20 protein-coding genes are annotated in these 24,671 nt (G+C 72.4%); 11 read left to right on the top strand and 9 right to left on the bottom strand.

Annotated elements, in window-relative coordinates; translation table 11 throughout:
• Position 1 precedes the first annotated feature (1 nt).
• Positions 2-574 (top strand): phosphoribosylglycinamide formyltransferase, encoded by a 573-nt coding sequence (purN, locus tag ACFYE1_RS04675; protein ID WP_387740479.1) that lies wholly within the window; start codon positions 2-4, stop codon positions 572-574.
• 78 nt (positions 575-652) lie between these two features.
• Entirely contained in the window at positions 653-2,263 is a 1,611-nt protein-coding gene (purH, locus tag ACFYE1_RS04670; RefSeq protein ID WP_387740476.1) for a bifunctional phosphoribosylaminoimidazolecarboxamide formyltransferase/IMP cyclohydrolase, read from the top strand.
• Positions 2,264-2,443: 180 nt separating this feature from the next.
• On the opposite strand, the gene ACFYE1_RS04665 is transcribed toward purH, so the two are convergent.
• The 3 genes from ACFYE1_RS04665 to ACFYE1_RS04655 all read right to left on the bottom strand — a co-directional run bounded on the left by ACFYE1_RS04665 (position 2,444) and on the right by ACFYE1_RS04655 (position 6,605).
• Positions 2,444-4,669 (bottom strand): NADP-dependent isocitrate dehydrogenase, encoded by a 2,226-nt coding sequence (locus ACFYE1_RS04665; protein WP_387740473.1) that lies wholly within the window; start codon positions 4,667-4,669, stop codon positions 2,444-2,446.
• A gap of 198 nt (positions 4,670-4,867) precedes the next feature.
• Entirely contained in the window at positions 4,868-5,380 is a 513-nt protein-coding gene (locus ACFYE1_RS04660; RefSeq protein ID WP_387740470.1) for an Hsp20/alpha crystallin family protein, read from the bottom strand.
• Positions 5,381-5,510: 130 nt separating this feature from the next.
• On the bottom strand, positions 5,511-6,605 hold the full coding sequence (locus ACFYE1_RS04655; protein ID WP_387740468.1) for a Gfo/Idh/MocA family protein: 1,095 nt from the start codon (positions 6,603-6,605) through the stop codon (positions 5,511-5,513).
• Positions 6,606-6,690: 85 nt separating this feature from the next.
• Here ACFYE1_RS04655 and ACFYE1_RS04650 point away from each other — a divergent pair, with 85 nt between their 5' ends.
• Entirely contained in the window at positions 6,691-7,272 is a 582-nt protein-coding gene (locus ACFYE1_RS04650) for a TetR/AcrR family transcriptional regulator (RefSeq protein ID WP_387740465.1), read from the top strand.
• A 67-nt stretch (positions 7,273-7,339) separates the two neighbouring features.
• On the opposite strand, the gene ACFYE1_RS04645 is transcribed toward ACFYE1_RS04650, so the two are convergent.
• The 4 genes from ACFYE1_RS04645 to ACFYE1_RS04630 all read right to left on the bottom strand — a co-directional run bounded on the left by ACFYE1_RS04645 (position 7,340) and on the right by ACFYE1_RS04630 (position 13,782).
• Positions 7,340-7,876: a gamma carbonic anhydrase family protein gene (locus tag ACFYE1_RS04645; RefSeq protein ID WP_387740463.1), complete on the bottom strand. Its 537-nt coding sequence runs from the start codon at positions 7,874-7,876 to the stop codon at positions 7,340-7,342.
• A gap of 35 nt (positions 7,877-7,911) precedes the next feature.
• A complete protein-coding gene (locus ACFYE1_RS04640; protein WP_387740460.1) occupies positions 7,912-11,235 on the bottom strand; it encodes a beta-phosphoglucomutase family hydrolase in 3,324 nt (1,107 codons plus the stop codon).
• A 197-nt stretch (positions 11,236-11,432) separates the two neighbouring features.
• Positions 11,433-12,968 (bottom strand): sensor histidine kinase, encoded by a 1,536-nt coding sequence (locus ACFYE1_RS04635; RefSeq protein WP_387740459.1) that lies wholly within the window; start codon positions 12,966-12,968, stop codon positions 11,433-11,435.
• A gap of 67 nt (positions 12,969-13,035) precedes the next feature.
• Positions 13,036-13,782, bottom strand: coding sequence for a response regulator transcription factor (locus ACFYE1_RS04630; RefSeq protein ID WP_387740456.1), 747 nt, complete (start codon positions 13,780-13,782; stop codon positions 13,036-13,038).
• A 242-nt stretch (positions 13,783-14,024) separates the two neighbouring features.
• Between ACFYE1_RS04630 and ACFYE1_RS04625 the strand changes: the two genes are divergently transcribed.
• The 8 genes from ACFYE1_RS04625 to ACFYE1_RS04590 all read left to right on the top strand — a co-directional run bounded on the left by ACFYE1_RS04625 (position 14,025) and on the right by ACFYE1_RS04590 (position 21,852).
• Positions 14,025-15,251: a heparan-alpha-glucosaminide N-acetyltransferase domain-containing protein gene (locus ACFYE1_RS04625; RefSeq protein WP_387740453.1), complete on the top strand. Its 1,227-nt coding sequence runs from the start codon at positions 14,025-14,027 to the stop codon at positions 15,249-15,251.
• 34 nt (positions 15,252-15,285) lie between these two features.
• Positions 15,286-16,572 carry a serine hydroxymethyltransferase gene (gene glyA / locus ACFYE1_RS04620; RefSeq protein ID WP_387740450.1) on the top strand — a complete coding sequence of 429 codons (1,287 nt, stop codon included), beginning with the start codon at positions 15,286-15,288 and terminating at the stop codon, positions 16,570-16,572.
• A gap of 2 nt (positions 16,573-16,574) precedes the next feature.
• Positions 16,575-17,462 (top strand): bifunctional methylenetetrahydrofolate dehydrogenase/methenyltetrahydrofolate cyclohydrolase, encoded by an 888-nt coding sequence (locus ACFYE1_RS04615; protein WP_387740447.1) that lies wholly within the window; start codon positions 16,575-16,577, stop codon positions 17,460-17,462.
• A 126-nt stretch (positions 17,463-17,588) separates the two neighbouring features.
• Positions 17,589-18,116 carry a hypothetical protein gene (locus tag ACFYE1_RS04610; protein ID WP_387740445.1) on the top strand — a complete coding sequence of 176 codons (528 nt, stop codon included), beginning with the start codon at positions 17,589-17,591 and terminating at the stop codon, positions 18,114-18,116.
• Between the two features lie 69 nt (positions 18,117-18,185).
• Positions 18,186-19,022: an exodeoxyribonuclease III gene (locus ACFYE1_RS04605; RefSeq protein WP_387740442.1), complete on the top strand. Its 837-nt coding sequence runs from the start codon at positions 18,186-18,188 to the stop codon at positions 19,020-19,022.
• A gap of 54 nt (positions 19,023-19,076) precedes the next feature.
• Entirely contained in the window at positions 19,077-20,141 is a 1,065-nt protein-coding gene (gene trpS, locus ACFYE1_RS04600; RefSeq protein WP_387740439.1) for a tryptophan--tRNA ligase, read from the top strand.
• Between the two features lie 28 nt (positions 20,142-20,169).
• Complete coding sequence (locus ACFYE1_RS04595) at positions 20,170-20,733, top strand: 2'-5' RNA ligase family protein (RefSeq protein ID WP_387740436.1); 564 nt, start codon at positions 20,170-20,172, stop codon at positions 20,731-20,733.
• A gap of 12 nt (positions 20,734-20,745) precedes the next feature.
• Positions 20,746-21,852 (top strand): YihY/virulence factor BrkB family protein, encoded by a 1,107-nt coding sequence (locus ACFYE1_RS04590; RefSeq protein ID WP_387740434.1) that lies wholly within the window; start codon positions 20,746-20,748, stop codon positions 21,850-21,852.
• A 75-nt stretch (positions 21,853-21,927) separates the two neighbouring features.
• Here ACFYE1_RS04590 and sdhB read toward each other — a convergent pair whose 3' ends face one another.
• Both sdhB and sdhA read right to left on the bottom strand, forming a co-directional pair.
• A complete protein-coding gene (sdhB, locus tag ACFYE1_RS04585; RefSeq protein WP_387740432.1) occupies positions 21,928-22,899 on the bottom strand; it encodes a succinate dehydrogenase iron-sulfur subunit in 972 nt (323 codons plus the stop codon).
• Positions 22,899-24,650, bottom strand: a complete 1,752-nt coding sequence (gene sdhA / locus ACFYE1_RS04580; protein WP_387740430.1) for a succinate dehydrogenase flavoprotein subunit — start codon at positions 24,648-24,650, stop codon at positions 22,899-22,901. The genes sdhB and sdhA overlap by 1 nt, the downstream gene beginning before the upstream one ends.
• Positions 24,651-24,671 lie beyond the last annotated feature (21 nt).

The following is a 24,671-nucleotide window of genomic DNA, read 5'->3' as shown; positions in this document are numbered from 1 at the left end:
CATGCGCATCGTGGTCATGGTCTCCGGCTCCGGCACCAATCTGCAGGCGGTCCTCGACGCCGTCCGGGCGGGCCGGATCGACGTCGAGATCGCCGCCGTGGGCGCGGACAGGCCCTGCACCGGGCTGGAGCGGGCCCGGCAGGCCGGCGTCGAGACGTTCCTCGTGCGGCCCGGCGACCACCCGGACCGGACGCGGTGGAACCGTGCCCTGCAGGAGGCGGTGGCCGCCCGGGAGCCCGACCGGATCGTCTTCGCGGGGTTCATGCGGATCGTGGACGCCGAGTTCGTCGAGGCGTTCGCTCGGCGGATCGTCAACACCCACCCCTCGCTGCTGCCGTCCTTCCCGGGGGCGCACGCGGTGCGGGACGCCCTCGCCCACGGGGTCAAGGTCACCGGCGTCACCGTCCACGAGGTCGTCGCCGACGTCGACGCCGGTCCGATCCTGGCGCAGGCGGCGGTGCCCGTGGAGGACGGGGACACCGAGGACGAGCTCCACGGGCGCATCAAGGCCGCCGAGCGAGAGCTCCTCGTGGACACCCTCGGCCTCCTCGCCCGCCCCGTCCCGGTCCGGTGAGCAGGCCGGGCGCGGGTCCGTAAAATGGTTCCCGGCGGATCCCGCCGGCAACCACGACCCCGAACGCTTGGAGAACCTGTGAGCCCCACCCAGCTTGACCGTGTGCCCATCAAGAGGGCGCTGGTGTCCGTCTACGACAAGACCGGGCTGGAGGACCTCGCCACGGGGCTGCACCGGGCCGGCGTCGCGCTCGTGTCCACCGGCTCGACCGCACGGCGCATCGCCGCCCTGGGCGTGCCGGTGACGGAGGTCTCGGACGTCACCGGGTTCCAGGAGTGCCTGGAGGGCCGGGTCAAGACCCTGCACCCGCGGGTGCACGCGGGCATCCTCGCCGACCGCCGGAAGCAGGACCACATGGACCAGCTCGCGGAGCTGGAGATCGAGCCGTTCGACCTCGTGGTCGTGAACCTCTACCCGTTCGTGGACACCGTACGCTCCGGGGCGGGCCAGGACGAGGTCGTCGAGCAGATCGACATCGGCGGCCCCTCCATGGTGCGGGCCGCCGCGAAGAACCACGCGGCCGTGTCCGTGGTCGTGGACCCGACCTCCTACGACGCGGTCGTCGAGGCGGCGGCCTCGGGCGGCTTCGACCTGCGGGCGCGCCGCCGGCTGGCCGCCGCGGCGTTCGCGCACACCGCCGCCTACGACACCGCGGTGGCGACCTGGACGGCCCAGCAGTTCGAGCAGGACGAGGACGCCAGCTTCTGGCCGCCCTACGCCGGCCTGGCCCTGCAGCGCTCCGCCGCCCTGCGCTACGGCGAGAACCCGCACCAGAAGGCGGCGCTGTACGTGGACGAGGCCGCGTCCCCGGGCATCGCCCAGGCCGACCAGCGGCACGGCAAGGAGATGTCCTACAACAACTACGTGGACGCCGACGCCGCGCTGCGCGCGGCCTACGACTTCGACGAGCCGGCCGTGGCCGTGGTCAAGCACAACAACCCGTGCGGGCTCGCCGTGGCCACCCCCGGGGCCGAGGACCCGATCGCCGACGCCCACCGCAAGGCCCACGCGTGCGACCCGCTCTCCGCCTACGGTGGGGTCATCGCCGCCAACCGGACCGTGACCCGGGCAATGGCCGAGACCGTGAAGGACATCTTCACCGAGGTCGTCGTGGCCCCCGGCTTCGAGCCCGCGGCCCTGGAGATCCTGCAGGCCAAGAAGAACGTGCGCCTGCTCGAGCTGCCCGAGGGCTTCGAGCGGGACGTCCTCGAGCACCGGCAGGTCTCCGGCGGCGCGTTGCTGCAGGTCTCGGACCGGCTCGACGCCCCGGGCGACGACCCCGCCGGCTGGACGCTGGCCGCGGGGGAGCCGGCGGACGAGAGGACGCTCGCCGACCTCGCCTTCGCGTGGAAGGCGCTGCGGGCCGTGAAGTCCAACGCGATCCTGCTCGCCGACCAGGGCGCGTCCGTGGGCATCGGGATGGGCCAGGTCAACCGGGTGGACTCCTGCAAGCTCTCGGTGGAGCGGGCCAACGCCCTGGGCGAGGACGGCGCCGCGCGCGCGCGCGGCGCCGTCGCGGCCTCGGACGCGTTCTTCCCGTTCGCGGACGGCCTCCAGGTGCTCCTCGACGCCGGCGTGCGGGCCGTGGTCCAGCCCGGCGGCTCGATCCGGGACGAGGAGGTCGTGGCGGCGGCCGAGGCCGCCGGCGTGACGATGTACGTCACCGGAGCGCGGCACTTCTTCCACTGATCCGCCCGCCTCTGCGACGCCGTGCCGCGGCGCCCGGAGGGGCGGCGCCGCACGGCCGCCCGGACACGGCAACGGCCGCACCCCCCGGAAGGGGTGCGGCCGTTGCCGTGCACGCTGCTCGCGCCGGTCCGCGCAGTGGGCTCGCGTGCTCAGCGCACGCGCTCAGCTCACGCGCTCAGCTCACGCGCTCAGCAGCGTGGAGAGCACCCGGTTGAAGGTCTCCGAGGGGCGCATCACCGAGAACGTCTTGGCGTCGTCCGGGCGGTAGTAGCCGCCGATGTCGGCGGGCCGGCCCTGCACGGAGAGCAGCTCCTCGTTGATCGCGTCCTCGTTGGCCGCCAGCTGCTCCGCCACGGAGGCGAAGGCCTGGGCCAGCGCGGTGTCCTCGTCCTGGCGCGCCAGTTCCTGGGCCCAGTACAGGGCCAGGTAGAAGTGGCTGCCGCGGTTGTCGATCTCGCCGGCCTTCCGGCTCGGGGACTTGTTCTCCTCGAGGAAGGTGCCCGTGGCCCGGTCGAGGGTCTCGCCGAGGATCCGGGCGCGGGCGTTGTCGGACGAGGTCGCGAGGTGATCGAGGCTCGCGGCCAGGGCGAGGAACTCGCCGAGGCTGTCCCAGCGCAGGTGGTTCTCCTCGACGAGCTGCTGGACGTGCTTCGGCGCGGAGCCGCCGGCGCCGGTCTCGAACAGTCCGCCGCCGTTGATGAGCGGGACCACCGAGAGCATCTTCGCGGAGGTGCCCAGCTCGAGGATCGGGAACAGGTCCGTCAGGTAGTCGCGCAGCACGTTGCCGGTGACCGAGATGGTGTCCTCGCCGCGGCGGATCCGCTGGATCGAGAACGCGGTGGCCTCCTCGGGGGACATGATCTCGATCTGCAGGCCCTCGGTGTCGTGCTCGGTCAGGTACTGCTCGACCTTGGTGATGAGGTTGGTGTCGTGGGCGCGGGTCCGGTCCAGCCAGAACACCGCCGGCGTCTCGGAGGCGCGGGCGCGGGTCACGGCGAGCTTGACCCAGTCCCGGATCGCGACGTCCTTCGTCTGGCACGCGCGCCAGATGTCGCCGGGGGAGACCTGGTGCTCGATGAGCACGGCGCCGGAGGAGTCGACGACCTGGACGGTGCCCTTCGCGGCGATCTCGAAGGTCTTGTCGTGGGAGCCGTACTCCTCCGCCTTCATCGCCATGAGGCCCACGTTCGGCACCGAGCCCATGGTGGTCGGGTCGTAGGCGCCGTTGGCACGGCAGTCGTCGATGACCACCTGGTAGACCCCGGCGTAGGAGCTGTCCGGCAGGACCGCGAGGGTGTCGGCCTCCTCGCCGTCGGGGCCCCACATGTGCCCGGAGGTGCGGATCATGGCCGGCATCGACGCGTCGACGATGACGTCGGAGGGCACGTGCAGGTTCGTGATGCCCTTGTCGGAGTTCACCATGGCGAGCTTCGGGCCCTCGGCGAGCCCCTTGTCGATCGCGGCCCGCACGTCGTCGCGCACCTCGGCCGGCAGGGGGTCGAGGCCGTTGACGATCGCGGCCAGCCCGTTGGCGGAGGAGAGGCCCGCCTTCTCCAGGTCCGCGCCGTGGGCGGCGAAGAGCTCCGGGAAGAAGGCCTCGATGACGTGGCCGAAGATGATCGGGTCGGAGACCTTCATCATGGTGGCCTTGAGGTGCACCGAGAGCAGGACGTCCTCCCGCTTGGCGCGCTCGACCTGCTCCGCCAGGAACGCGTCCAGGGCGGCGGCCCGCATCACGGTGCCGTCGACGACCTCGCCGGCCAGCACGGGGACGGACTCCTTGAGGACCGTGGTGCTGCCGTCCTCGCCGACCAGCCGGACCGTCAGGGCGTCGTCGTCCGTCATGACCACGGACTTCTCGTTGTCCCGGAAGTCGTCGGCGCCCATCGTGGCGACGTTCGTCCTCGACTCCGCCGTCCACTCGCCCATGCGGTGGGGGTTCTTGCGGACGTAGTTCTTCACGGAGGCCGGGGCGCGGCGGTCCGAGTTGCCCTCGCGCAGCACGGGGTTGACCGCGGAGCCCTTGATCTTGTCGTAGCGGGCCCGGGTCTCCTTCTCCTCCTCGGAGCGCGGCTCGTCCGGATAGTCCGGGAGGGCGACGCCCTGCTCCTGCAGCTCCTTGACCGCGGCCTTGAGCTGCGGGACGGAGGCGGAGATGTTGGGCAGCTTGATGATGTTGGCCTCGGGCGTCTTGGCCAGCTCGCCGAGCTCGGCGAGGGCGTCGTCCACCCGCTGGTCCTCGGGCAGCCGGTCGCTGAACGCGGCGATGATGCGGCCGGCCAGGGAGATGTCGCGGGTCTCCACCTCGACGCCGGCGGTCGAGGCGTAGGCCTCGATGATCGGCTTGAACGAGTAGGTGGCGAGCAGGGGAGCCTCGTCGGTGCGGGTGTAGATGATCTTGGCCATGTGCGGGTTGTCTCCCAGGATGTCGTCGGATCGGTGGTGTGGCTTCCTGGTGCCAAGATACCCGAGGCGGCGCCCCGCCCGCTGTCGGGCCGGAGGGTGCGGACGGCCCGGGCGCGGCGGCGGGTCCGTTCCCCGCGGGGAACGGGCCCGCCGCCGAGGCGTCCCGCTCCGGGCGGGGCCGGTGCCGGGGGTCCGGGCTCAGCCCTCGGTGGACTGCGTGGCCCCGGCGCCGTTGACGAGCTCGCCCTCGCCGATCACGCGGTCGCCGGACTCCTCCCGGCCCTCGCCCAGAGCCTGCTGCTCGCCCTGGCCGGAGACCACCTGGATCTTGCGCGGCTTGGCCTGCGCCGTGACGGGGATCGTCACCGTCAGCACGCCGTTGTCGTAGTTCGCGGCGATGTTCTGGATGTCGATGCCCTGGCCCAGGTTGAGCTGGCGGACGAACGAGGAGCTCTGCCGCTCCCGGGTGATCCACTGGACGTCCTGCACCTCGGGCAGCTCCCGCTCCGCCCGGATGGTCAGCAGCTGGCCGTCGACGTCGACGTCGACGCTCTCGGGGTCGATGCCGGGCAGGTCCGCCCGGAGGATGTACTGGTCGCCGTCCCGGTACAGGTCCATGGGCATCTCGCGCAGGCCCTGCCGGGCGAACAGCGAGGCGGCGAGTCGGTCGAAATCGTTGAACGGGGTGAACATCGTGGCCACGTCAATCATCTCCTCAACCATATGAGCAATGTCTTCGACATTTAGTTGAGTCGGATTAACTCAACTGTCACCCATGATAATCCTGCGTTCCATGGTCTTCAACGGGTACGGGCCCGCATCGCCCAGGGCGAACCGCCCCTCAGCGGGCGTCGTGGGGGTACCGCACGCCGATCCGCTCCCGCACCCGGTCGAAGAGCTCGACGAGCTCGAGGGAGTCGGCCCACGGCATCACGGGGGACTCGAGCAGGCCCTGCTGCACGCAGCGCGTGGCCTCGCGCATCTCGAAGACGTATCCGGCGCCCGCCACGTCCACGCGCTCCACGATGGGGGCGGTGCCGGTGCGGGCGCCCTCGGCGCTCTGCAGCACCAGGGTGGTCGGGCAGTTGATCCGTCCCTCCACGCGCAGCCAGCCGTCCGTGCCGCTGATCGTCACCTGGTGAGGGACGGTGGAGGACAGGGTGCCGCTGACGTGGGCCCGGCCGTGCCCGAAGTCCAGGGTCAGGGCGGTGTCCAGGTCCACGTCCGTGGCGCCGAGCTCGGCGCGGGCGCTCCAGCGCTCCGGCGCCCCCAGGACCGCGGACGTCCACGTCAGGGGATAGACCATCATGTCGAGCAGCACCCCGCCGCCGTCGGCCCTGCGGAACAGACGGTGGGCCGGATCCAGGGGCCGGTGCGTACCGATGGATCCGTCGACCGAGCGCACGCGGCCGAGCCTGCCCTCCCGGATCCAGCGCATCGCGGTGCGGAAGCCGGGGGTCATGCGGGTCCAGACGGCCTCCATGAGGAAGACGTCGTGCTCGCGGGCGAGGCGGAGCAGGTCCCGGACCTCCGCCGCGGTCATGGCGAGGGCCTTCTCGCACACCACGTGCTTGCCGGCCCGCAGCAGCGCCGACACGTCCCGGTGGTGGTAGCCGTGCGGGGTGGCCACGTAGACGATCTCCACGTCCGGGTCGGCCGCGAGACGGTCCAGGCCCGTGCTCGTGGCGGTGCTGCCGTAGGCCCGTTCCACCCCGTGCCGGCGGGCGAAGTCCTCGGCGCGGTCCTGGACCCGCGAGCTCACGGCCACGAGCCGGGCGTCGGGCAGCGCCGCGATGTCCGGCACCACCTTCTCCGCGACGTCGGCGGTGCTGACCACGCCCCACCCGAGCGTGCGGCCGGTGGCGGTGCCGGGGGCGTCCAGGTGGGCGGCGTCGAGGGAGGCGTCGACGAACGGGCTGAGGGTCTGGGCAGGCATGGGCGCATTCTGCCACGCCGTCCGTCGTCCGCGGTTCCGCCCGACCGCACTGATCGAACGACCGTTCGTGGCGTAGGCTGGGCGCGTGCCCCGGGTGAGCCAACAGTACAAGGACGAGCGCCGCCGCGAGATCGTGGCCGCCGCCAGCGCGTGCTTCCTCGAGCACGGCTACGAGGGGGCGTCGATGCACCGGATCATCGCCGCCACGGGGCTGTCCGCGGGAGCGCTGTACAACCACTTCCCGAGCAAGCAGGAGCTCGTGGCCGCGGCCGCCCGCGCGGCCCTGGACCGGGTGCTGGCGGCCGCGGAGAACGAGCCCGGCGCCGATCCCGCGGCGTGGGTCGTGGGACTGCTGGAGCGGCTGGCCGCGGACCCTGCCACCACCCGCCTGCTGCTCATCACCTGGGGCGGAGCGGTGAGCGACCCCGGTCTGGCCGCGCTGGCGGGCGAGCACCTGGGGCGCATGCGGGACCGGGTCGAGGAGCGCTACGGGCGGTGGGCGGTCGACGAGCTGGGGCTCGACGCCGAGGCGGCCCGCCAGTGGGCCGGGATGTTCGCCCAGGCCATCCTCTCGGTGCTGCAGGGCTGGGTGGTCCAGTCGTGCCTGCTGCCCGGCTTCGACCACGGCGCGTACCTGGACTACGCGCGCACCCTCGCGGCGCAGTGACGGCCGGGACTACGCGCGCACCCGCGCGGCGCAGTGACGGCCGCAGGAACGGGCCGCCGGGCCGGGGTCAGGCGTTGAGCAGGCGGTGCTCGGCGGAGAGCTGCACGTAGGTCCGGGCGTTGGCGCGGACCTTCTCCTGCTCCTCGTCCGTGAGCTCGCGCCGGACCTTCGCCGGCACCCCGGCCACCAGGGACCGGGGCGGCACCACCGTGCCCTCGAGGACGACGGCGCCCGCGGCCACGAGCGAGCCCGTGCCGATCACCGCGCCGTTGAGGACGGTCGCGTTCATCCCGACCAGGACCTCGTCCTCCACGCTGCACCCGTGCACCACGGCGCCGTGGCCGACGCTCACGTCCGCGCCGATCGTGCAGGGGTGGCCGGGGTCGGAGTGGACCACCACGTTGTCCTGCAGGTTGGACCGCGCGCCCAGCCGCACGGGGGAGCGGTCCCCGCGCACCGCGGCGCCGTAGAAGACCCCGGACTCCGGTCCCAGCTCGACGTCGCCCACGACCGCTGCGGTCGGGGCCACGAAGGCGGAGGAGTCGACCCGGGGCGCGTGCCCCGCGTGCGGGAGGACCAGGCCGTGCGTCGTGGAGTGTGCCATGCGCCCAGCCTAGCGACGGCCCCACGGCCCGCGGCTCAGACGCCCTGCCGCGTGACGGCCGGCCGCGGGGCGCGCTGGTGCCGGTGCTGGATGGCCACGCGGATCGTCTGGCCGCCCTTGAGCACGTACTCCGCGCCGTGCACGTGGATCGTGACGTCGTCCGCGCGGCGGGAGGCGCCCTCGAGCTCCAGGACGTGGTGGTCGATGCAGACCCGGATCACCTGCCCGCGGTACAGCACGGTGAACGTGACCGTCTCCAGCTGGGTCGGCAGGGCCGGGTCGAACTCGAGCCATCCGCCCCGCACGCGCAGCCCGGCGTAGGCGCGGGTCACGACGTCGACGGAACCGGCCATGGCGCCCAGGTGGATGCCCTCGCCCGTGGTCCCGCCCTGGGTGTCGTCGAGGTCCACGAGCAGGGAGTCCTGGAACGAGGACCACGAACGGTCCGGGTTCAGCCAGGCGAGCACCGAGGCGTTGACCACGCGGGACAGGGAGGAGCCGTGCGAGGACCGTGCGATGTAGAAGTCGACGGTGCGCTCGATGGCGGCGTGGTCCACCTCGTAGCCCATCCGGCCGAGCTCCTCGACCAGGCCGTCGGGGCCGAAGAGGTAGACCAGCATGATCGTGTCGGCCTGCTTGGCCAGCTTGTAGTTGTTGGTCATGTCGCCCTCGTTCTCCAGCAGGAGGTCGAGGCGGCCGATGTTGCGGTACTTGGTCCGGTAGTACTCCCAGTCCAGCTCGTCGAGGTCGTCGTAGCCGTGGAACTGGCTGATGGTGCCGTCCGTGTTGAACGGAACGAACATCCGCTCGGCCATCTGCTGCCAGGTCCCGACCTCCTCGGCGGAGAGGTCGAAGCGGGCGGAGAGCTCCTCGCGCTGGTGCTCCACCATGTCGTGGAAGATGTGGGCGCTGTGCCGGAACAGCCAGGCCGCGAGCACGTTCGTGTAGGCGTTGTCCTTCAGGCCGCCGCCGTGCTGGCCGCGCGGGCCGTCGTGGTACTCGTCCGGGCCCATGACGCCGGCGATGTGGTAGCGGCCGTCCGCGGGATCGTAGTCGGTGAGGGACGCGAACAGGCGGGTGATCCCGATGATCAGCTCCGAGCCCTGCCCCGCCAGCCAGTCGAGGTCACCGGTGGTCTCGTAGTAGATCCAGGCGTTGTAGGCGATCGCGAGGCCCACGTGGAACTGCCGCCACGAGTTGTCCGGCAGCCACCGGTTGGAGTGGTGGTTGAACAGCTCCGGCGGGGTCTCCTCCCGGCCGTCCGAGCCGGACTGCCAAGGGAACGCCGCGCCCTCGAGCCCGAACTCGGTGGCCCGGTGCTTCGCCATGGCCAGCCGCCGCCACCGGTAGGAGAGCAGCGCGCGCGTCACCTGCGGCTGGTGCAGGTTGACGACCGGGAGGATGTAGAGCTCGTCCCAGAAGATGTGCCCCCGGTAGCCCTCGCCGTGCAGGCCGCGGGCCGGGACGCCGGCGTCGCGCAGCGACATGTGCGGCGCCAGGGTCTGGGCCACGTGGAACAGGTGCACCCGCAGCGCCAGCTGGGTCAGGGACAGCTCCCCGGTGCGCTCCTCCGGGTTCGGGCACACGTCCACGTCGAAGCGGTCCCACAGCAGGGACCACTCGATCTCGTGCGAGGGCAGCAGGCCCCGGACGCCGCTGGGGTTGCGGTCCAGCTCCGCAAGGGCGCCCTCACGGGGCGAGCCGATCGCCGCGTCGCGGCTCGTGACCACCGCCGTGGTCGAGTCGATGATCACGGGGCGGCCGTCGGCGATGTTGACCTGGAGGCGGCGGAACTCGGTGCCGCCGGGGCGGATCTCGCGGCGCTCCCGGACGTTCTGGCCGCCCTCGATGGTGGTGCGCTGGGCCGTGGTGATCTCGATCTTGGACTGGGTGGTGCGCACGTGGGAGAGCAGGGTCTCGTGGTCGTCGGGCAGGGACGTCGACTCGAGGTCCACGAGGTGGTGGTCGTTGAGGTCCTGGTACTCCGCGACCCCGTTGTTGCGCACGCTGGGGTCGATGCCCGTGCGCAGGTGCAGCCGTCCGGAGAACCCCCGGGCCGTCACCGTGGTCTCCTGCGCCCCCAGGTGGCGGAAGCGCAGCGACACGAGCCGGCGCTGGACGATCTCCAGCCGGGCGCGGGCCCCGTCCTCGCCCCGGTCGCCGTTGAGGTCGGTGAGCGTGAGGGAGCGGATGAGCAGGCCGCGGCGCAGGTCGAGCTCGATCCGCTCGTCGGACGGGCGCAGCCCGCCCTCCGACCACCAGTCGCCACCGGAGACCCGCAGGTCCAGGTGAGTCCAGTTGGGGGCGTTGACCATGGACTCGTGCTCGACGTCGCGGCCGCTCAGGTGGCTCACCACCCGGTTGAAGATGCCGGCCAGGTAGTTGCCGGGGTAGTGCACCCCGTTGTCGGGGAACTCGCAGGCGGACCCGCGCACGCCCATGTAGCCGTTCGCGAGCGTCAGCAGGGTCTCCCGCCGGGCCTCGGTGGCCGGGTCGAAACCCTCGAAGACCAGCTTCCAGGGGTCGTCGCGGCGGGCGCCGAGGTCGAGCTCGCCGACGTCGTTGAGCACGAACGTGGCCCCCGCCCGGTACAGGTCCTTGCGCTCGCCGTGGCGGCGGATCCCCACCACCATGCCGAAGCCGCCGGCGGACGCGGCCTGCACCCCGGACACGGCGTCCTCCACCACCGCGGACCGGGCCGGCTTCACCCCGAGCATCTTCGCGCAGGTCAGGAAGGTGTCGGGCGCCGGCTTGCCGGGCAGCCCGTGCTCGGCGGCGAAGTGGCCGTCCACGATGATGTCGAAGGAGTCCTGCAGCCCGGCCGCCGCCAGCACGGGGACGCTGTTGCGGCTCGCGGTCACGAGGCCCACCGGCACCCCGGCTGCGCGCAGCCGCTCGATGAGGGCCACGGTCTTGTCGAAGACCCGCACGCCCTGGACCTGCAGGGCGTCCTGGAAGTAGGTGTTCTTCAGCACGGCCTGGCCCTGCACCGTCCACGCCCCCGGTGTCTCGTCCCCCTCCGGCAGGCGCGCGCCCCGGGCGGCGAGCAGGGAGCGGATCCCGTCCTCGCGCCGCCTCCCGTCCACGTAGTGGCGGTAGTCGGCGTCGGCGTCGAAGGGCCGCCGGTCCACCGTGGTGCCCGCCTCGGCCGGCTCCAGCCGGTCGTCGGCCAGGATCGCGTCGAAGAGGGTCTTCCAGGCCGCCGCGTGCACGGCGGCGGTGTCGGTGACCACCCCGTCCATGTCGAAGATCACGGCCTCGTGGGGGATGCGCAGCTGGTCGACCGCCTGCGGAGGTGCGTCCGCGCCCTGGATGCGGGGCAGGGACGCGGTGAACGGGGCGGTGGGCAGTGCGTTCACGAGAGTTCCTCCGGGAGGTGGGTGCGGCCTCCGCGACCCCTCGGAACCGCACGGAGAAACCCCCAAGCACGCGGCACGCGACGGACCCCGGACGCGGCGTTGCGGTTTGGCACTGGAGCGGGGACGGCCGTCCGTGCCGACGGTTCCTGACCAGCTCATTAAACGGCCCGGGGGCCGCAGGGGCAAGCCGCGTCCGCTCAGTGGTCCACCAGGGGAAGGCGGACGGCGAAGCGGGTGCAGCCCGGGACGCTGCTGACGTCGATCCGGCCGTGGTGCGCGTGCACGATGGCCTCCACGATCGAGAGCCCCAGGCCCGCGCCACGGGAGCTTCCGGCACGGGCGTGGTCCTCCCGGGCGAAGCGGGAGAAGATGTGCTCGAGGAAGTCGGCGCCGATGCCCGGGCCGTCGTCGGTCACGGCGAGCACGGTCACGCCGCCGGATTCCGGCCCGCCGCCGGCCTCCGTCCCGAGCGACGCCGTGACCGTCGTCCCGGTGGGCGTGTGCTGGTGGGCGTTGGCGAGCAGGTTGATGAGCACCTGGCGCAGCTGGGCCGGGTCGCCCCGCACGAGCACGGGCTCGTCGGGCAGCTCGAGGCGCCAGACGTGGCCGGGCGCCGCGACCCGGAGGTCGCTGACGGTCTCGACCACCAGCTCGAGCAGGTCCACGTCCTCGCTGACCACCGCGCGGCCCTCGTCCAGGCGGGCGAGCAGGAGCAGGTCCTCGACGAGCGCGGTCATCCGCGCCGCCTCGGACTCCACCCGGGACAGGGAGCTGCGGCCCTGCGTGCTCATCGGCTCCGTGAGCCGGATCAGCTCCGCGTAGCCGCGGATGCTGGCCAGGGGAGTGCGCAACTCGTGGCTGGCGTCGGCCACGAACCGGCGCACGCGCGTCTCGCTGCGCTGACGGGCGGTCAGGGCGTGCGCGACGTTGTCCAGCATCCGCCCGAAGGCGTGGCCGAGCCGGCCCACCTCCGTGTCCGGGTGCGCCGCCGGCGCCACGGCCCCCACCGGCAGGGCCACCTCCCCGTGGTCGAGGTCGAGCTCCGAGACGCGGGTCGCCACGTCGGAGAGCCGTTCCACGGGACGCAGGGTGCGCCGGACGACGACGAGCCCGACCAGCCCCGTGGCGGCGATGGCGCCGGTCGAGATCGCCGCGGTGCTCACCCCGAAGCTGCGCAGGGTGTCCTCCTTGTCCGCCAGCGGCAGACCGGTCAGCACGAGCCCCCAGTCCCACGGGTCGTCGACCACCAGCACGCGGTAGCCGCCCACGGACAGCTGCACGTCCACGGGGCCCCACTGCCGGCCGCCGACCTCGTCCGACTCCGCGCCGAGCGCCGTCACGAGCTCCTCGATCCGCTGCCGGTCCGCGTCCGTCAGCTGCTGCCGTGTCCCGTCGGGCGCGAAGAGCCCGGCGCGGACCACCTCGTCGGCGATGATCCGGGCGTTGAGGGTGCCGGCGCCCTGTGCGGGGACGTCCATCATGGCCTCGAGCTCCTCCGAGGGCCCGGCGGCGGCCCGGACCCCGTACTCGATCGTGCGGAAGGAGGCGTCCCGGACCTGACGGTCCAGCTGCTCGCCCAGGGACACGTTGAGGACCGCGACACCCAGGGCGCCCACGGCGGCGCACGCGACGGTCAGCAGCGCCAGGACCGTCAGCAGCAGTTTCGTGCGCAGCTGCAGCGCCCGGCCGGTGCCCCGCGGCCGGCGCCGCGGCCCGGTTCCCCCCGTGCTCATCGGACGCTGCTCATCGGACGGTGCTCATCGGACGCCGCTCATGGCACGACAGTTCCTCGGCGGGAGCTCACTCGGCCGGTTTGAGCACGTAGCCGGCGCCGCGCACGGTGTGGATCATGGGCGGGCGGCCGGCGTCGATCTTCTTGCGCAGGTAGGAGATGTAGAGTTCCACGACGTTGGTCTGGCCGCCGAAGTCGTAGCCCCAGACCTGCTCGAGGAGCTGCGGCTTGCTGAGCACCCGGCGCGCGTTCTCCATGAGGCAGCGCAGCAGGTCGAACTGGGTGGCCGTCAGTGCGATCTCGCCGCCGCCGCGGCGGACCTCCCGGGTGTCCGCGTTGAGCACGAGGTCGCCCACGACCAGCTCCGCCGAGTCCGGGTGGGCGATGCCCGCGCGCTGCACCAGGCGGTGCAGCCGCAGCAGCAGCTCCTCCATGTCGAACGGCTTGGTCACGTAGTCGTCCCCGCCCGCCGCGAGACCGGTGATGCGGTCCTCGGTGCTGTCCTTCGCGGTGAGGAACAGGGCCGGGACGGTGGGGGAGAAGGAGCGGACCCGCTCGAGCACCTCCACCCCCGAGCCCCCCGGGAGCATGACGTCCAGCACCAGGACGTCGGGCCGGAAGCCGCGGGCCTCGGCCACCGCGGCGTCCCCGTCGTGGGCGGAGCGCACCTGCCAGCCCAGCATCGACAGCCCCATGGAGACCATCTGGGCCAGCAGCGGCTCGTCGTCGACGACGAGGGCGCGCACCGGAGCGCCGTCGGGGTGCCGCAGGCGCGGGAGGTCCACTGCGGTGGGCCGCTGCACGGGCTCGGTCACGACTGGCTCCCTCCTGGTCCGCACCGGCGGCGCCGGCGTCCTCGGACCGTCCTCAGCGTAGCGCCCGCACCCGCCCCTGGATCGTGCACGGACCGTTTGCGGACGCACTTCACAGCCCCGGCACAGGAAGCCGATAAGGGTGCCACATCCCCGTCTGCTGGAGTGGATCCATGACCGGGCCCCTGGGCCCGGGCCGGTCGGGCAGGGGCCCGCCGGAGCGCCACGAGAGGGGAACCACCGTCATGCTGCACACCCACCACCCGCTCGGGGAGGCCCGGTCCGCGGAGGCCTCCGCCGCGCCGCGCGCCCGCCGGCGCCTGGTCGGGATCGACGCGGCCCGCGGCCTCGCCCTGCTCGGCATGGTCTCCGTGCACATCCTGCCGGCCTGGGACCCGGAGACCTTCGAGGCCACCGCCCAGTGGACGCTGTTCTCCGGACGGGCCGCCGCCCTGTTCGCCCTCCTCGCCGGCGTGGGGCTGGCCCTCGGCTCGGGCGGGACCCGCGTGCACGAGGGGCGCCGGATGACCGCCGACCGCACGGGGCTGCTCGTGCGGGCGGTGCTCATCACCGTGCTGGGGCTGCTGATCAACCAGCTCTCGCCGGGCGACCCGCCCGCCTACAACATCCTGGTCTACTACGGCGTGTTCTTCCTGCTCGCCCTGCCCTTCCTGCACCTGCCGGCGCGTGCGCTGATCGTCTGGGCCGCGGGCCTCGCCGTGCTCGGACCCGTGCTGGTGCACGTGCTCGGCCCCGTCCTGCCCGGGTTCGGCGTCTACAACCCCGGCGTCGCCGAGGTCGTCACCGACCCGGGCACCACCCTCGCCCAGCTCCTCGTGACCGGTTCGTACCCCGGGGTGACCTACCTCGTCTACCTCCTCGCGGGCCTGGCCCTGGGGCGGCTGGACCTCTCGGCCGCGCGCACGCAGGCCGGCCTGGTGATCGGCGGGGCCGCGCTCGCGGCGGCGTCCGCCGTCACCTCCTGGCTCCTGCTGCACCCCCTCGGCGGCATCGAGCGGCTGCTCGCCGCGAGCCCCTCCCTGGGCCGGGAGGACGTCCAGGACGTCCTCGTGTACGGGCCGGACCCCGTCCTGCCCTCCTCCACCTGGTGGTGGCTGGCCGTGACCGGGCCGCACACCAACACTCCGCTCGCCCTGCTGAGCGGGGTGGGCACCGGCGCCCTCGTGCTGGGCCTGTGCCTCCTCGTGGCCCGCCGGGCCGAGCCCGTGCTGCTGCCGCTGGTCGCAGCAGGCTCCATGACCCTCACCCTGTACTCGGCGCACCTGCTCGGCCTCTTCCCCGAGGTGCACTACGAGCAGCCGGTGCTGTGGTTCCTGGTGCACGTCCTGGTGGGCACCGCCTTCGCCGTCCTCTGGCACCGGGCCCGGGGCCAGGGACCCCTCGAACGGGTCGTCGGCCGGGCCGCGCACGCCGGGCGGGACCGGGTCCTGCACCATCGCCTAAACTCGTAGACGGTCCACCCAGGTCCCCGACTTCAGGAGCGGCATGTCCACGAGCACGTCCCCGTCCGTCACCAACCAGCCCCTCGCCGAGGTCGATCCGGAGATCGCGGCGGCCATCGCCGACGAGCTCGGCCGCCAGCGCGGCACCCTCGAGATGATCGCCTCGGAGAACTTCGCGCCCCGGGCGGTCCTCGAGGCGCAGGGCTCCGTGCTGACGAACAAGTACGCCGAGGGATATCCCGGGCGCCGCTACTACGGCGGCTGTGAGTTCGTCGACGTCGCCGAGAACCTCGCCCGGGACCGTGCCACGGCCCTGTTCGGCGCCGAGCACGCCAACGTCCAGCCGCACTCCGGCGCCCAGGCCAACACGGCGGTCATGCAGGCGCTCATGACCCCCGGCGACAAGCTGATGGGGCTCTCCCTGGCCCACGGCGGTCACCTCACGCACGGGATGAAGCTCAACGTCTCCGGCAAGCTCTACGAGATCGCCGCCTACGAGGTCGACCCCGACACCTACACCATCGACATGGACAAGGTGCGGGAGCAGGCTCTCGCCGAGCGACCGCAGGTCATCGTGGCCGGCTGGTCCGCGTACTCGCGGGAGCTGGACTTCGAGGCGTTCCGCTCGGTCGCCGACGAGGTCGGGGCGAAGCTGTGGGTGGACATGGCCCACTTCGCGGGCCTGGTCGCCGCCGGCCTGCACGCCAACCCCGTGCCCCACGCCCACGTGGTGACCTCCACCGTGCACAAGACGCTCGCGGGACCCCGCTCCGGGGTGATCCTGACCACGGGCGAGCTCAAGAAGAAGATCGACTCCGCCGTCTTCCCGGGCCAGCAGGGCGGACCGCTGATGCACGCCATCGCGGGCAAGGCCGTGGCCTTCAAGATCGCGGCCACCGAGGAGTTCCGCGCCCGCCAGGAGCGCACGGTCGAGGGTGCCCGCATCCTCGCCGAGCGGATCGGCGCCGCCGACGTCGCCCGGGCCGGGGTGTCCGTGCTGACCGGGGGCACCGACGTGCACCTGGTCCTGGTGGACCTGCGCGACTCCGAGCTGGACGGCAAGCAGGCCGAGGACCTCCTGCACCAGGCCGGGATCACCGTCAACCGCAACGCCGTGCCGTGGGACCCGCGGCCGCCGATGGTCACCTCCGGGCTGCGGATCGGCACCCCCGCCCTGGCCACCCGGGGCTTCGGCGCCCCCCAGTTCGAGGAGGTCGCGGAGATCATCGCCACCGCCCTCAAGCCCGGGGCGGCCATCCCCGCCCTGCGGGCCCGCGTGGACCAGCTGGCCGCGGACTTCCCGCTCTACGACGGCCTCGAGGGGTGGTGAGCATGGCCGCGCGGGTCCTCGACGGACGGGCGGCCTCCGCGACGATCAAGGCCGAGCTCGCCGAGCGCGTCGCCGTGCTGGCGGAGCGGGGGATCACTCCCGGTCTCGGCACGGTGCTGGTGGGCGGAGACCCCGCCTCGCACTCCTACGTGGGCGGCAAGCACCAGGACTGCGCCGAGGTCGGCATCTCCTCGATCCGCCGCGACCTGCCCGCGGACGTCTCCCAGGAGGAGCTCGAGCGCGTCCTCGACGAGCTCAACGCGGACCCCGCGTGCACCGGCTACATCGTCCAGCTCCCGCTGCCCGACCACATCGACACCAACGCGATCCTCGAGCGCGTCGATCCGGACAAGGACGCCGACGGGCTGCACCCGACGAACCTCGGCCGCCTGGTGCTCAACGTCTCCCAGCCCATGGCCTCCCCGCTGCCGTGCACGCCGAACGGGGTGATCGAGCTGCTGCGCCGGCACGACGTCGACCTCGCGGGCCGGCACGTGCTCGTCGTGGGCCGCGGCGTGACCGTCGGACGGCCGATCGGGCTGCTGCTGACCCGCAAGGAGATCAACGCCACGGTCACCCTCGCCCACACCGGCACGCAGAACCTCGACGACCTGCTGGCCCAGGCCGACGTCGTCGTGGCCGCCGCCGGGCGACCGCACATGATCACCGCCGACCGCCTCAAGGACGGGGTCGTGCTCCTCGACGTCGGGGTCTCCCGCGTGGAGGACCCCGGGACGGGGAAGAGGAAGCTCACCGGCGACATCGACCCGGCCGCCGCGCAGAAGGCCTCCTGGATGTCGCCGAACCCCGGCGGGGTCGGACCCATGACCCGGGCCATGCTGCTGCTCAACGTGGTGGAGACCGCCGAGCGGCACGCCGGCCTCCGCTGAGCACCGTCCACCGCGCCACGCCCCCGGGAGCCATCGCTCCCGGGGGCGTGGCCGTTCCCGGCACCCGAGCGGGAGGGCGCCCGCGCCGGTTCGTGGCCCGGGCCCGGATTTGAGACAATGGGGACCATGCGCTCCCTCGGATCCTCCACTCCGTCCACCTCGCCGGCCGCCGAGCCCGGCAGCCGGACCGCACTCTGGGGCACGGTCATCGGACTGGCCGTGCTCGTGGTCATCTTCGTGGTGGCGCTGCTGCAGGCCGCGAACGCCAACTCGTGGCTGGGCTGGGCGCTCGCCGGCATCGCCCTCGGCTGGCTGCTGCTCGCCACCTGGGTGGTGCTCATGGTCCGCAAGGCCGCCCGGTTCGGCCGCCGGCAGGTCGACGAGGCCCGGGAGCAGCTGCGCACCGGATCCGGCCGCGCCCCCGCCGCCACCCGCTCCGGCGCCGCGGACTCCATGCGGGACGAGAAGCTCTCGCACAGCTTCCAGATCGTCCTGGTGCAGTCCAAGGTGATCAAGCAGGAGCTCGCCGCGCTGCCCGTCGAGGGCCTCGAGCGCGAGGCGCTGGACCGCGCCCTCGACACCATCGACATCACGGCGGGCAACGGGATGAGCATGCTGCGCCAGGACCCCCTCAGCGGCACCGTGGTCGACTGACCCCCACCCCCCTCTCCCCGCAAGAACTGCCCCCCCGTTCGCCACCACCCGGAAGTCAGGTGCCCCCGCATGCCCCGCCCCGAGAACGTCCTGCGCGTCGCCACCGTCAACGTCAACGGCATCCGCGCCGCCTACAAGCGCGGCATGGCCGACTGGCTGACGGGCCGCGACGTCGACATCCTGTGCCTGCAGGAGGTCCGGGCCCCCGACAGGATCGTCCGGGACCTGCTCGACGAGCAGGTGTGGGACGTCCACCACGCCGAGGCGGCCGACAAGGGCCGGGCCGGCGTGGCCGTGGCCACGCGCCGCGACGTCCGGGGCGGGTCGCTGCTGCCCACGCAGCGGCGCGGCTCCATCGGCCACGAGCACTTCGAGACCTCGGGCCGGTGGGCCGAGACCGACCACGCCCTGGCCGACGGCACCACGCTGACCGTGGTCTCGGCCTACGTCCACTCCGGGGAGGTCGGCACCCCCCGCCAGGACGACAAGTACCGCTTCCTCGACGTCATGACCGAGCGGCTGCCCGAGCTCGCCCGCACCCGGGAGCACGTCCTCGTCGTCGGCGACCTCAACGTGGGGCACACCGAGCTCGACATCAAGAACTGGAAGGGCAACGTCAAGAACGCCGGCTTCCTGCCCGAGGAGCGCGCCTACTTCGACCGCTTCTTCGGCGAGCACGGCTACAAGGACGTGGCCCGGGAGCTGGCCGGACCGGTCCCGGGGCCGTACACGTGGTGGTCCTACCGAGGCAAGGCGTTCGACACCGACGCCGGGTGGCGCATCGACTACCACCTGGCCACTCCGGGGCTCGCGGCCCGGGCCGTGACCGCCGTCGTGGACCGTGCCCCCAGCTACGACACCCGCTTCTCCGACCACGCGCCCGTGGTGGTCGACTACCAGCTCTGACCCGTTCCCGCACCGCGCCCCACCCGCGCACGCCCGATCGAAGGACCCCGCACCGTGACCTCTGAGCCCGTACCGTTCGACGTCCCCACCGACCCCGGGAGGCCCCGTGTCGTCTCGGGGGTGCAGCCCTCGGCGGACTCCCTGCACCTGGGCAACTACGTGGGGGCCGTGCGCAACTGGGTCGACCTGCAGGACGACAACGAGTGCGTGTTCTTCGTCGCCGATCTGCACGCCATCACCGCCGAGCAGGACCCGGCCGCCCTGGCCCACCGGACCCGCGTCACGGCGGCCCAGTACATCGCCGCGGGCATCGACCCGGAGCGCTCCACCCTGCTGGTGCAGTCCCACGTGCCCGAGCACGCCCAGCTCGCCTGGGCGCTCAACTGCATCACGGGCTTCGGCGAGGCGTCCCGGATGACGCAGTTCAAGGACAAGTCCGCCAAGCAGGGCGCCGACAACGCCACGGTCGGCCTGTTCGCCTACCCGGTGCTCATGGCGGCGGACATCCTGATCTACCAGGCGCACCAGGTCCCCGTGGGGGAGGACCAGCGCCAGCACCTGGAGCTGACCCGCAACCTCGCCCAGCGGTTCAACGCCCGCTTCGGGGACACGTTCGTGGTGCCGGACGCGAAGATCCTCACCGAGTCCGCCAAGATCTACGACCTGCAGAACCCCACCGCCAAGATGTCCAAGTCCGCCGCGTCGGAGAACGGGCTGGTCCGGCTCCTCGACCCGGCCAAGAAGAACGCGAAGAAGATCAAGTCGGCGGTCACCGACGACGGCACCGAGATCCGCTTCGACCGCGAGGCCAAACCGGGCATCGCCAATCTCCTGACCGTGTACTCGGCGCTCACGGGCCGGTCCGTGGCCGACGTCGTGGGGGAGTACGAGGGGAAGCTCTACGGCCACCTCAAGGTGGGGCTGGCCGAGGTGGTCACCGAGACGCTGGACCCCATCCAGGCGCGCGCCCAGGAGCTGCTGGACGACCCCGCGGAACTGGACCGCCTCCTCGCCCGGGGCGCCGAGAAGGGCCGGGAGATCACCGTCCGGACCCTGGCGGGGGTCTACGACCGGATGGGCTTCCTGCCGCGCCTGGGCGGGCCGGGAGGGCTGGGCTAGGCTGGGTCCCGTCCTGTGAGGAGTTGAGTTGACCCGTACGCAGCAGTCCCCCACCATCCGCCCCGGCCAGGTGTACGCGGGCGTGGTGATCGAGTTGCCCGAGCCCGTGGGCCGGGAGCTGCAGGACTGGCGCGCGTCCTTCGGGGACCCCGCCTCCTACGCCGTGCCGGCGCACATCACGCTGATGATCGCCCCGCGGGCGGAGCCCTGGGCGGACGTCGTGCTGCGGGTGGGCTCCGTGGCCCGCGAGTGGGAGCCGTTCCGGGTGGAGATCAACGGCACCGGCACGTTCCGCCCCGTGAGCCCGGTGGTCTACCTGCGCATCCAGGAGGGCGAGGAGCAGTGCCGGGCGCTGCACGAGGCCCTGCACGAGGAGCAACTCGTCTCGGCGTCCCCCTTCGACTTCCACCCCCACGTCACCATCGCCCAGGCCGTGGAGGAGGAGGACCTCGACCGCGCCCAGGAGATGCTGCGGACCTACCGCGCCGGGTTCCTCGTGGACCGGCTCGGCCTCTACGAGCTCGACGGCCGAGGCGTCTGGCGGATCCGCGAGGAGTTCCCCTTCACGGGGCGCGACCGCGACCGGCGCTGACCCGGCCCGGCCATGAGCACCCGAGCCGGTCCCCGCACCGGTCCCGCCCCGGAGCTGCCGCCCCGCGCGGTCGACCGGCACGGCATGCGGCGCGAGGCGCTGCGCCAGCGGGCGCTGTTGCGCGAGAGGCGGGCCGGCGGGACCGGCGCGCTCGGCGTGGCCGGCTCGGCGCTCGGGGTCGCGCTCGCCGAGACGTACCGGCGGAAGCCGGTCCGGGTGGTCCTGCACTACCTCTTCCACGGCGGACCCCTCATGGCGGCGGGGCTGTCCTTCGTGCTGATCTTCGCCTCCACCGCCCTGCTGGTGACGGGCTTCTCCGTGATCGGCGTGTTCCTCGGCAACGACCCCGTCGTGCGCGACGCCGTGGTGGAGGCCGTGACCGCCCGCGTGCCGGGTCTGCTCGACACCGGCGGCGGGGGAGTGGTGCCCCTGGAGCTGCTCGAGGACACACGCCCCTTCACCCTCGCCACGGTGATCGGCGGCGCGGTGCTGTTCTTCTCCGGCTGGCGCTGGGTCTCCGGGGTGCGGCTCGCGTTCCGCCGGCTCTTCGAGGTGCCCCCGGCGAAGGGCCTGCCCATCGCGGCCGTGCCGCGCGACCTGCTGGGCCTGCTCGTGCTGGGCGTGCTGCTCGCCCTCTCGGTCGTGGCCAACGGCGCGGCCTCCGGCTTCCTCGGCTTCCTGCTGGACGCCGCCGGAGAGCTCGGCTGGGGCAGCGGCCCCGAGTGGTTGCGCACCGGGCTGACGTGGGCGCTGAGCACCCTGCTCGTCGTCGTGCTCGACGCGCTGTTCGCCCTCGAGCTCGTGCGGGGCGTGGCCGGGCTGCGCATCACCCGCCGCGCGCTGGCCGTCACGGTGCTCTCCGCGGCGACCGGCAACTTCGCGCTGCGCTACATCGGCGGCGCGGTGATCGCCGGGGCCACCACCAACCCGTACCTGCTCTCGGTGGCCCTGGTGGTCGGCGTCCTCCTGTGGTTCTACCTGTTCAACCAGATCCTGCTGTTCTCGGCGGCCATCGGGGCGATCGTGCACGCGGACCAGCGCGGCGGGCGGGTGCACCCCGACGGCGAGAGCGTGGCGATCACCGTGGTGCCCATGGCCTCCCTGGACGGGAGCCGCTGAGCTGCTGCCCCCCGGGACGACGGCGGCCCGTCCCCTGACGTGCAGGGGACGGGCCGCGACGGCCTCGGGGCACGCTCACATGGAGCGGCTCAGGATGGCGTTCTTGACCTCCGCGATGGCCTTCGTGACCTGGATGCCGCGCGGGCACGCCTCGGTGCAGTTGAAGGTCGTGCGGCACCGCCACACGCCCTCCTTGTCGTTGAGGATCTCCAGGCGCAGGTCCCCGGCGTCGTCGCGGGAGTCGAAGATGAACCGGTGCGCGTTGACGATCGCCGCGGGACCGAAGTACTGGCCGTCGGTCCAGAAGACGGGGCAGGACGACGTGCACGCGGCGCACAGGATGCACTTGGTGGTGTCGTCGAAGCGCGCCCGGTCCTCCTGGGACTGGTATCGCTCCATGGTCGGCTCGTTGCCGCCGGCCACCAGGAACGGCATGATCTCGCGGTAGGACTGGAAGAACGGCTCCATGTCCACGATGAGGTCCTTCTCGCAGGGCAGGCCCTTGATGGGCTCCACCGTCACGGGCTTGGACAGGTCGAGGTCCTTGAGCAGGACCTTGCAGGCGAGGCGGTTCTGGCCGTTGATGCGCATGGCGTCCGAGCCGCACACGCCGTGGGCGCAGGAGCGGCGGAAGACCAGCGTGCCGTCGATCTCCCACTTCACCTTGTGCAGGGCGTCCAGCACGCGGTCGGTGCCGTACATGGTGAGCTTGAACTCGTCCCAGCGGACCTCGTCGGAGACCTCCGGATTGTAGCGGCGGATCTGCAGGGTGAGGTCGAAGGTCGGGATCTCCTGGTTGCCCTGCTGCTCCTCGGGCAGCTTCACCTGTGAGGCGGGCTCCCCGCCCTCGGCGTTCTCGGCGGCAGGATCGACGGCCGGGGCCTCGGCCTCGTCGCGCTCGTCGGCCGACCCGGCGTCCGCGTCGGTCTTGTAGCCGGCGCGCTCGTCCTGGTCGTGTCCCGGGGCGTGGCCGTGCTCGGGGGCGCGGTCCTGCGGGTCGCCGTTGCGGCCGTCCTCGGGCCGGTCGGGAGTGTGTGAGGTAGACATCAGTACTTACGCTCCATGGGCTCGTAGCGGGTGAAGATGACGGGCTTCGTCTCCTGCCGGATCCCCGCGGTGGGGGAGGAGGGGTCGAGGTAGACCATCGAGTGCTTCATGAAGTTGGCGTCGTCGCGCTCCGGGAAGTCCTCCCGGAAGTGCCCGCCGCGGGACTCGGTGCGGTGCAGGGCGGCCACGGTCATGACCTTGGCGAGCTGCAGGAGGAAGCCGAGCTCCACGGCCTCGAGCAGGTCCAGGTTGAAGCGCTTGCCCTTGTCCTGGATGGAGATGTTCGCGTACCGGGCCTCGAGGGCTGCGATGTCGTCCAGTGCCGCCTGGAGGGTCTCGGCGGTGCGGAACACCTGGACGTTGAGGTCCATGGTGTCCTGCAGGTCCTTGCGGATCGCGGCGACCTTCTCGGTGCCCGTGCCGTTGCGGGCGTTGTCGAGCAGCGCCACGGTGCTGTCCAGGGCGGTGTCCGGGACGGGCACGAACTCCGCCTGCTGCGCGTACTCGGCGGCGTAGATGCCGGCGCGCTTGCCGAACACGTTGATGTCCAGCAGCGAGTTGGTGCCCAGGCGGTTGGAGCCGTGCACGGACACGCAGGCGACCTCGCCCGCGGCGTACAGGCCGGGGACCACCGTCTCGTTGTCCTGGAGCACCTCGGCCTTGATGTTGGTCGGGATGCCGCCCATCGCGTAGTGGCAGGTCGGGAACACCGGGACGGGCTCGGTGTAGGGCTCCACGCCCAGGTACGTGCGGGCGAACTCCGTGATGTCGGGCAGCTTCGCGTCGATGTGCGCCGGTTCGAGGTGGGTGAGGTCGAGCAGGACGTAGTCCTTGTTCGGCCCGGCGCCTCGGCCCTCGCGCACCTCGTTGGCCATGGAGCGGGCCACGATGTCGCGGGGGGCGAGGTCCTTGATGGTCGGGGCGTAGCGCTCCATGAACCGCTCGCCGTCGGCGTTGCGCAGGATCCCGCCCTCGCCGCGGGCCGCCTCGGAGACGAGGATGCCCAGTCCGGCCAGGCCGGTCGGGTGGAACTGGATGAACTCCATGTCCTCGAGGGGCAGGCCGTTGCGGAACGCGATCGCCATGCCGTCGCCGGTGAGCGTGTGGGCGTTGGAGGTCGTCTTGTAGACCTTGCCCGCTCCGCCGGAGGCGAAGACCACGGACTTGGCCTGGAAGACGTGCAGCTCCCCGGAGGCGAGGTCGTAGGAGACGGCGCCGGCGACGCGTCGCTGACCGTCGACCTCGGTCATGATCAGGTCCAGGACGTAGTACTCGTTGAAGAACTCCACGTTGTGCTTGATGCAGTTCTGGTACAGCGTCTGGAGGATCATGTGGCCGGTGCGGTCCGCGGCGTAGCACGCGCGGCGCACGGGGGCCTTGCCGTGGTCCCGGGTGTGGCCGCCGAAGCGGCGCTGGTCGATCTTGCCCTCGGGGGTGCGGTTGAACGGCAGGCCCATCTTCTCGAGGTCGAGCACGGCGTCGATGGCCTCCTTGGCCATCACCTCGGCGGCGTCCTGGTCGACGAGGTAGTCACCGCCCTTGATGGTGTCGAACGTGTGCCACTCCCAGTTGTCCTCCTCGACGTTGGCGAGGGCCGCGCACATGCCGCCCTGCGCCGCGCCGGTGTGGGAACGCGTGGGGTACAGCTTGGTCAGTACGGCAGTGCGGGAGCGCTGACCGGCCTCGATGGCGGCGCGCATACCGGCACCACCGGCGCCGATGATGACCACGTCGTACTTGTGAACCTGCATACCGGTTGTTCTTTCTGTTGG

The sequence above is a fragment of the Kocuria nitroreducens genome (assembly GCF_042879195.1).
GTDB classification, from domain to species: domain Bacteria; phylum Actinomycetota; class Actinomycetes; order Actinomycetales; family Micrococcaceae; genus Kocuria; species Kocuria nitroreducens.
The sequence above is the reverse complement of the archived record's forward strand: the minus strand, read 5'-3'. Positions and strand labels throughout refer to the sequence as shown.

What these genes read in the sequence shown, in the direction of transcription:
- ACFYE1_RS04625 (WP_387740453.1), top strand. Translation starts at nt 14,025, where the DNA reads ATGCTGCACACCCACCACCCGCTCGGGGAGGCCCGGTCCGCGGAGGCC.
- ACFYE1_RS04590 (WP_387740434.1), top strand. Translation starts at nt 20,746, where the DNA reads ATGAGCACCCGAGCCGGTCCCCGCACCGGTCCCGCCCCGGAGCTGCCG.
- ACFYE1_RS04665 (WP_387740473.1), bottom strand. Translation starts at nt 4,669, where the DNA reads ATGGCCAAGATCATCTACACCCGCACCGACGAGGCTCCCCTGCTCGCC.
- ACFYE1_RS04605 (WP_387740442.1), top strand. Translation starts at nt 18,186, where the DNA reads ATGCCCCGCCCCGAGAACGTCCTGCGCGTCGCCACCGTCAACGTCAAC.
- sdhA (WP_387740430.1), bottom strand. Translation starts at nt 24,650, where the DNA reads ATGCAGGTTCACAAGTACGACGTGGTCATCATCGGCGCCGGTGGTGCC.
- purN (WP_387740479.1), top strand. Translation starts at nt 2, where the DNA reads ATGCGCATCGTGGTCATGGTCTCCGGCTCCGGCACCAATCTGCAGGCG.
- ACFYE1_RS04610 (WP_387740445.1), top strand. Translation starts at nt 17,589, where the DNA reads ATGCGCTCCCTCGGATCCTCCACTCCGTCCACCTCGCCGGCCGCCGAG.
- ACFYE1_RS04615 (WP_387740447.1), top strand. Translation starts at nt 16,575, where the DNA reads ATGGCCGCGCGGGTCCTCGACGGACGGGCGGCCTCCGCGACGATCAAG.
- ACFYE1_RS04660 (WP_387740470.1), bottom strand. Translation starts at nt 5,380, where the DNA reads ATGATTGACGTGGCCACGATGTTCACCCCGTTCAACGATTTCGACCGA.
- ACFYE1_RS04645 (WP_387740463.1), bottom strand. Translation starts at nt 7,876, where the DNA reads ATGGCACACTCCACGACGCACGGCCTGGTCCTCCCGCACGCGGGGCAC.
- sdhB (WP_387740432.1), bottom strand. Translation starts at nt 22,899, where the DNA reads ATGTCTACCTCACACACTCCCGACCGGCCCGAGGACGGCCGCAACGGC.
- glyA (WP_387740450.1), top strand. Translation starts at nt 15,286, where the DNA reads ATGTCCACGAGCACGTCCCCGTCCGTCACCAACCAGCCCCTCGCCGAG.
- ACFYE1_RS04655 (WP_387740468.1), bottom strand. Translation starts at nt 6,605, where the DNA reads ATGCCTGCCCAGACCCTCAGCCCGTTCGTCGACGCCTCCCTCGACGCC.
- ACFYE1_RS04635 (WP_387740459.1), bottom strand. Translation starts at nt 12,968, where the DNA reads ATGAGCACGGGGGGAACCGGGCCGCGGCGCCGGCCGCGGGGCACCGGC.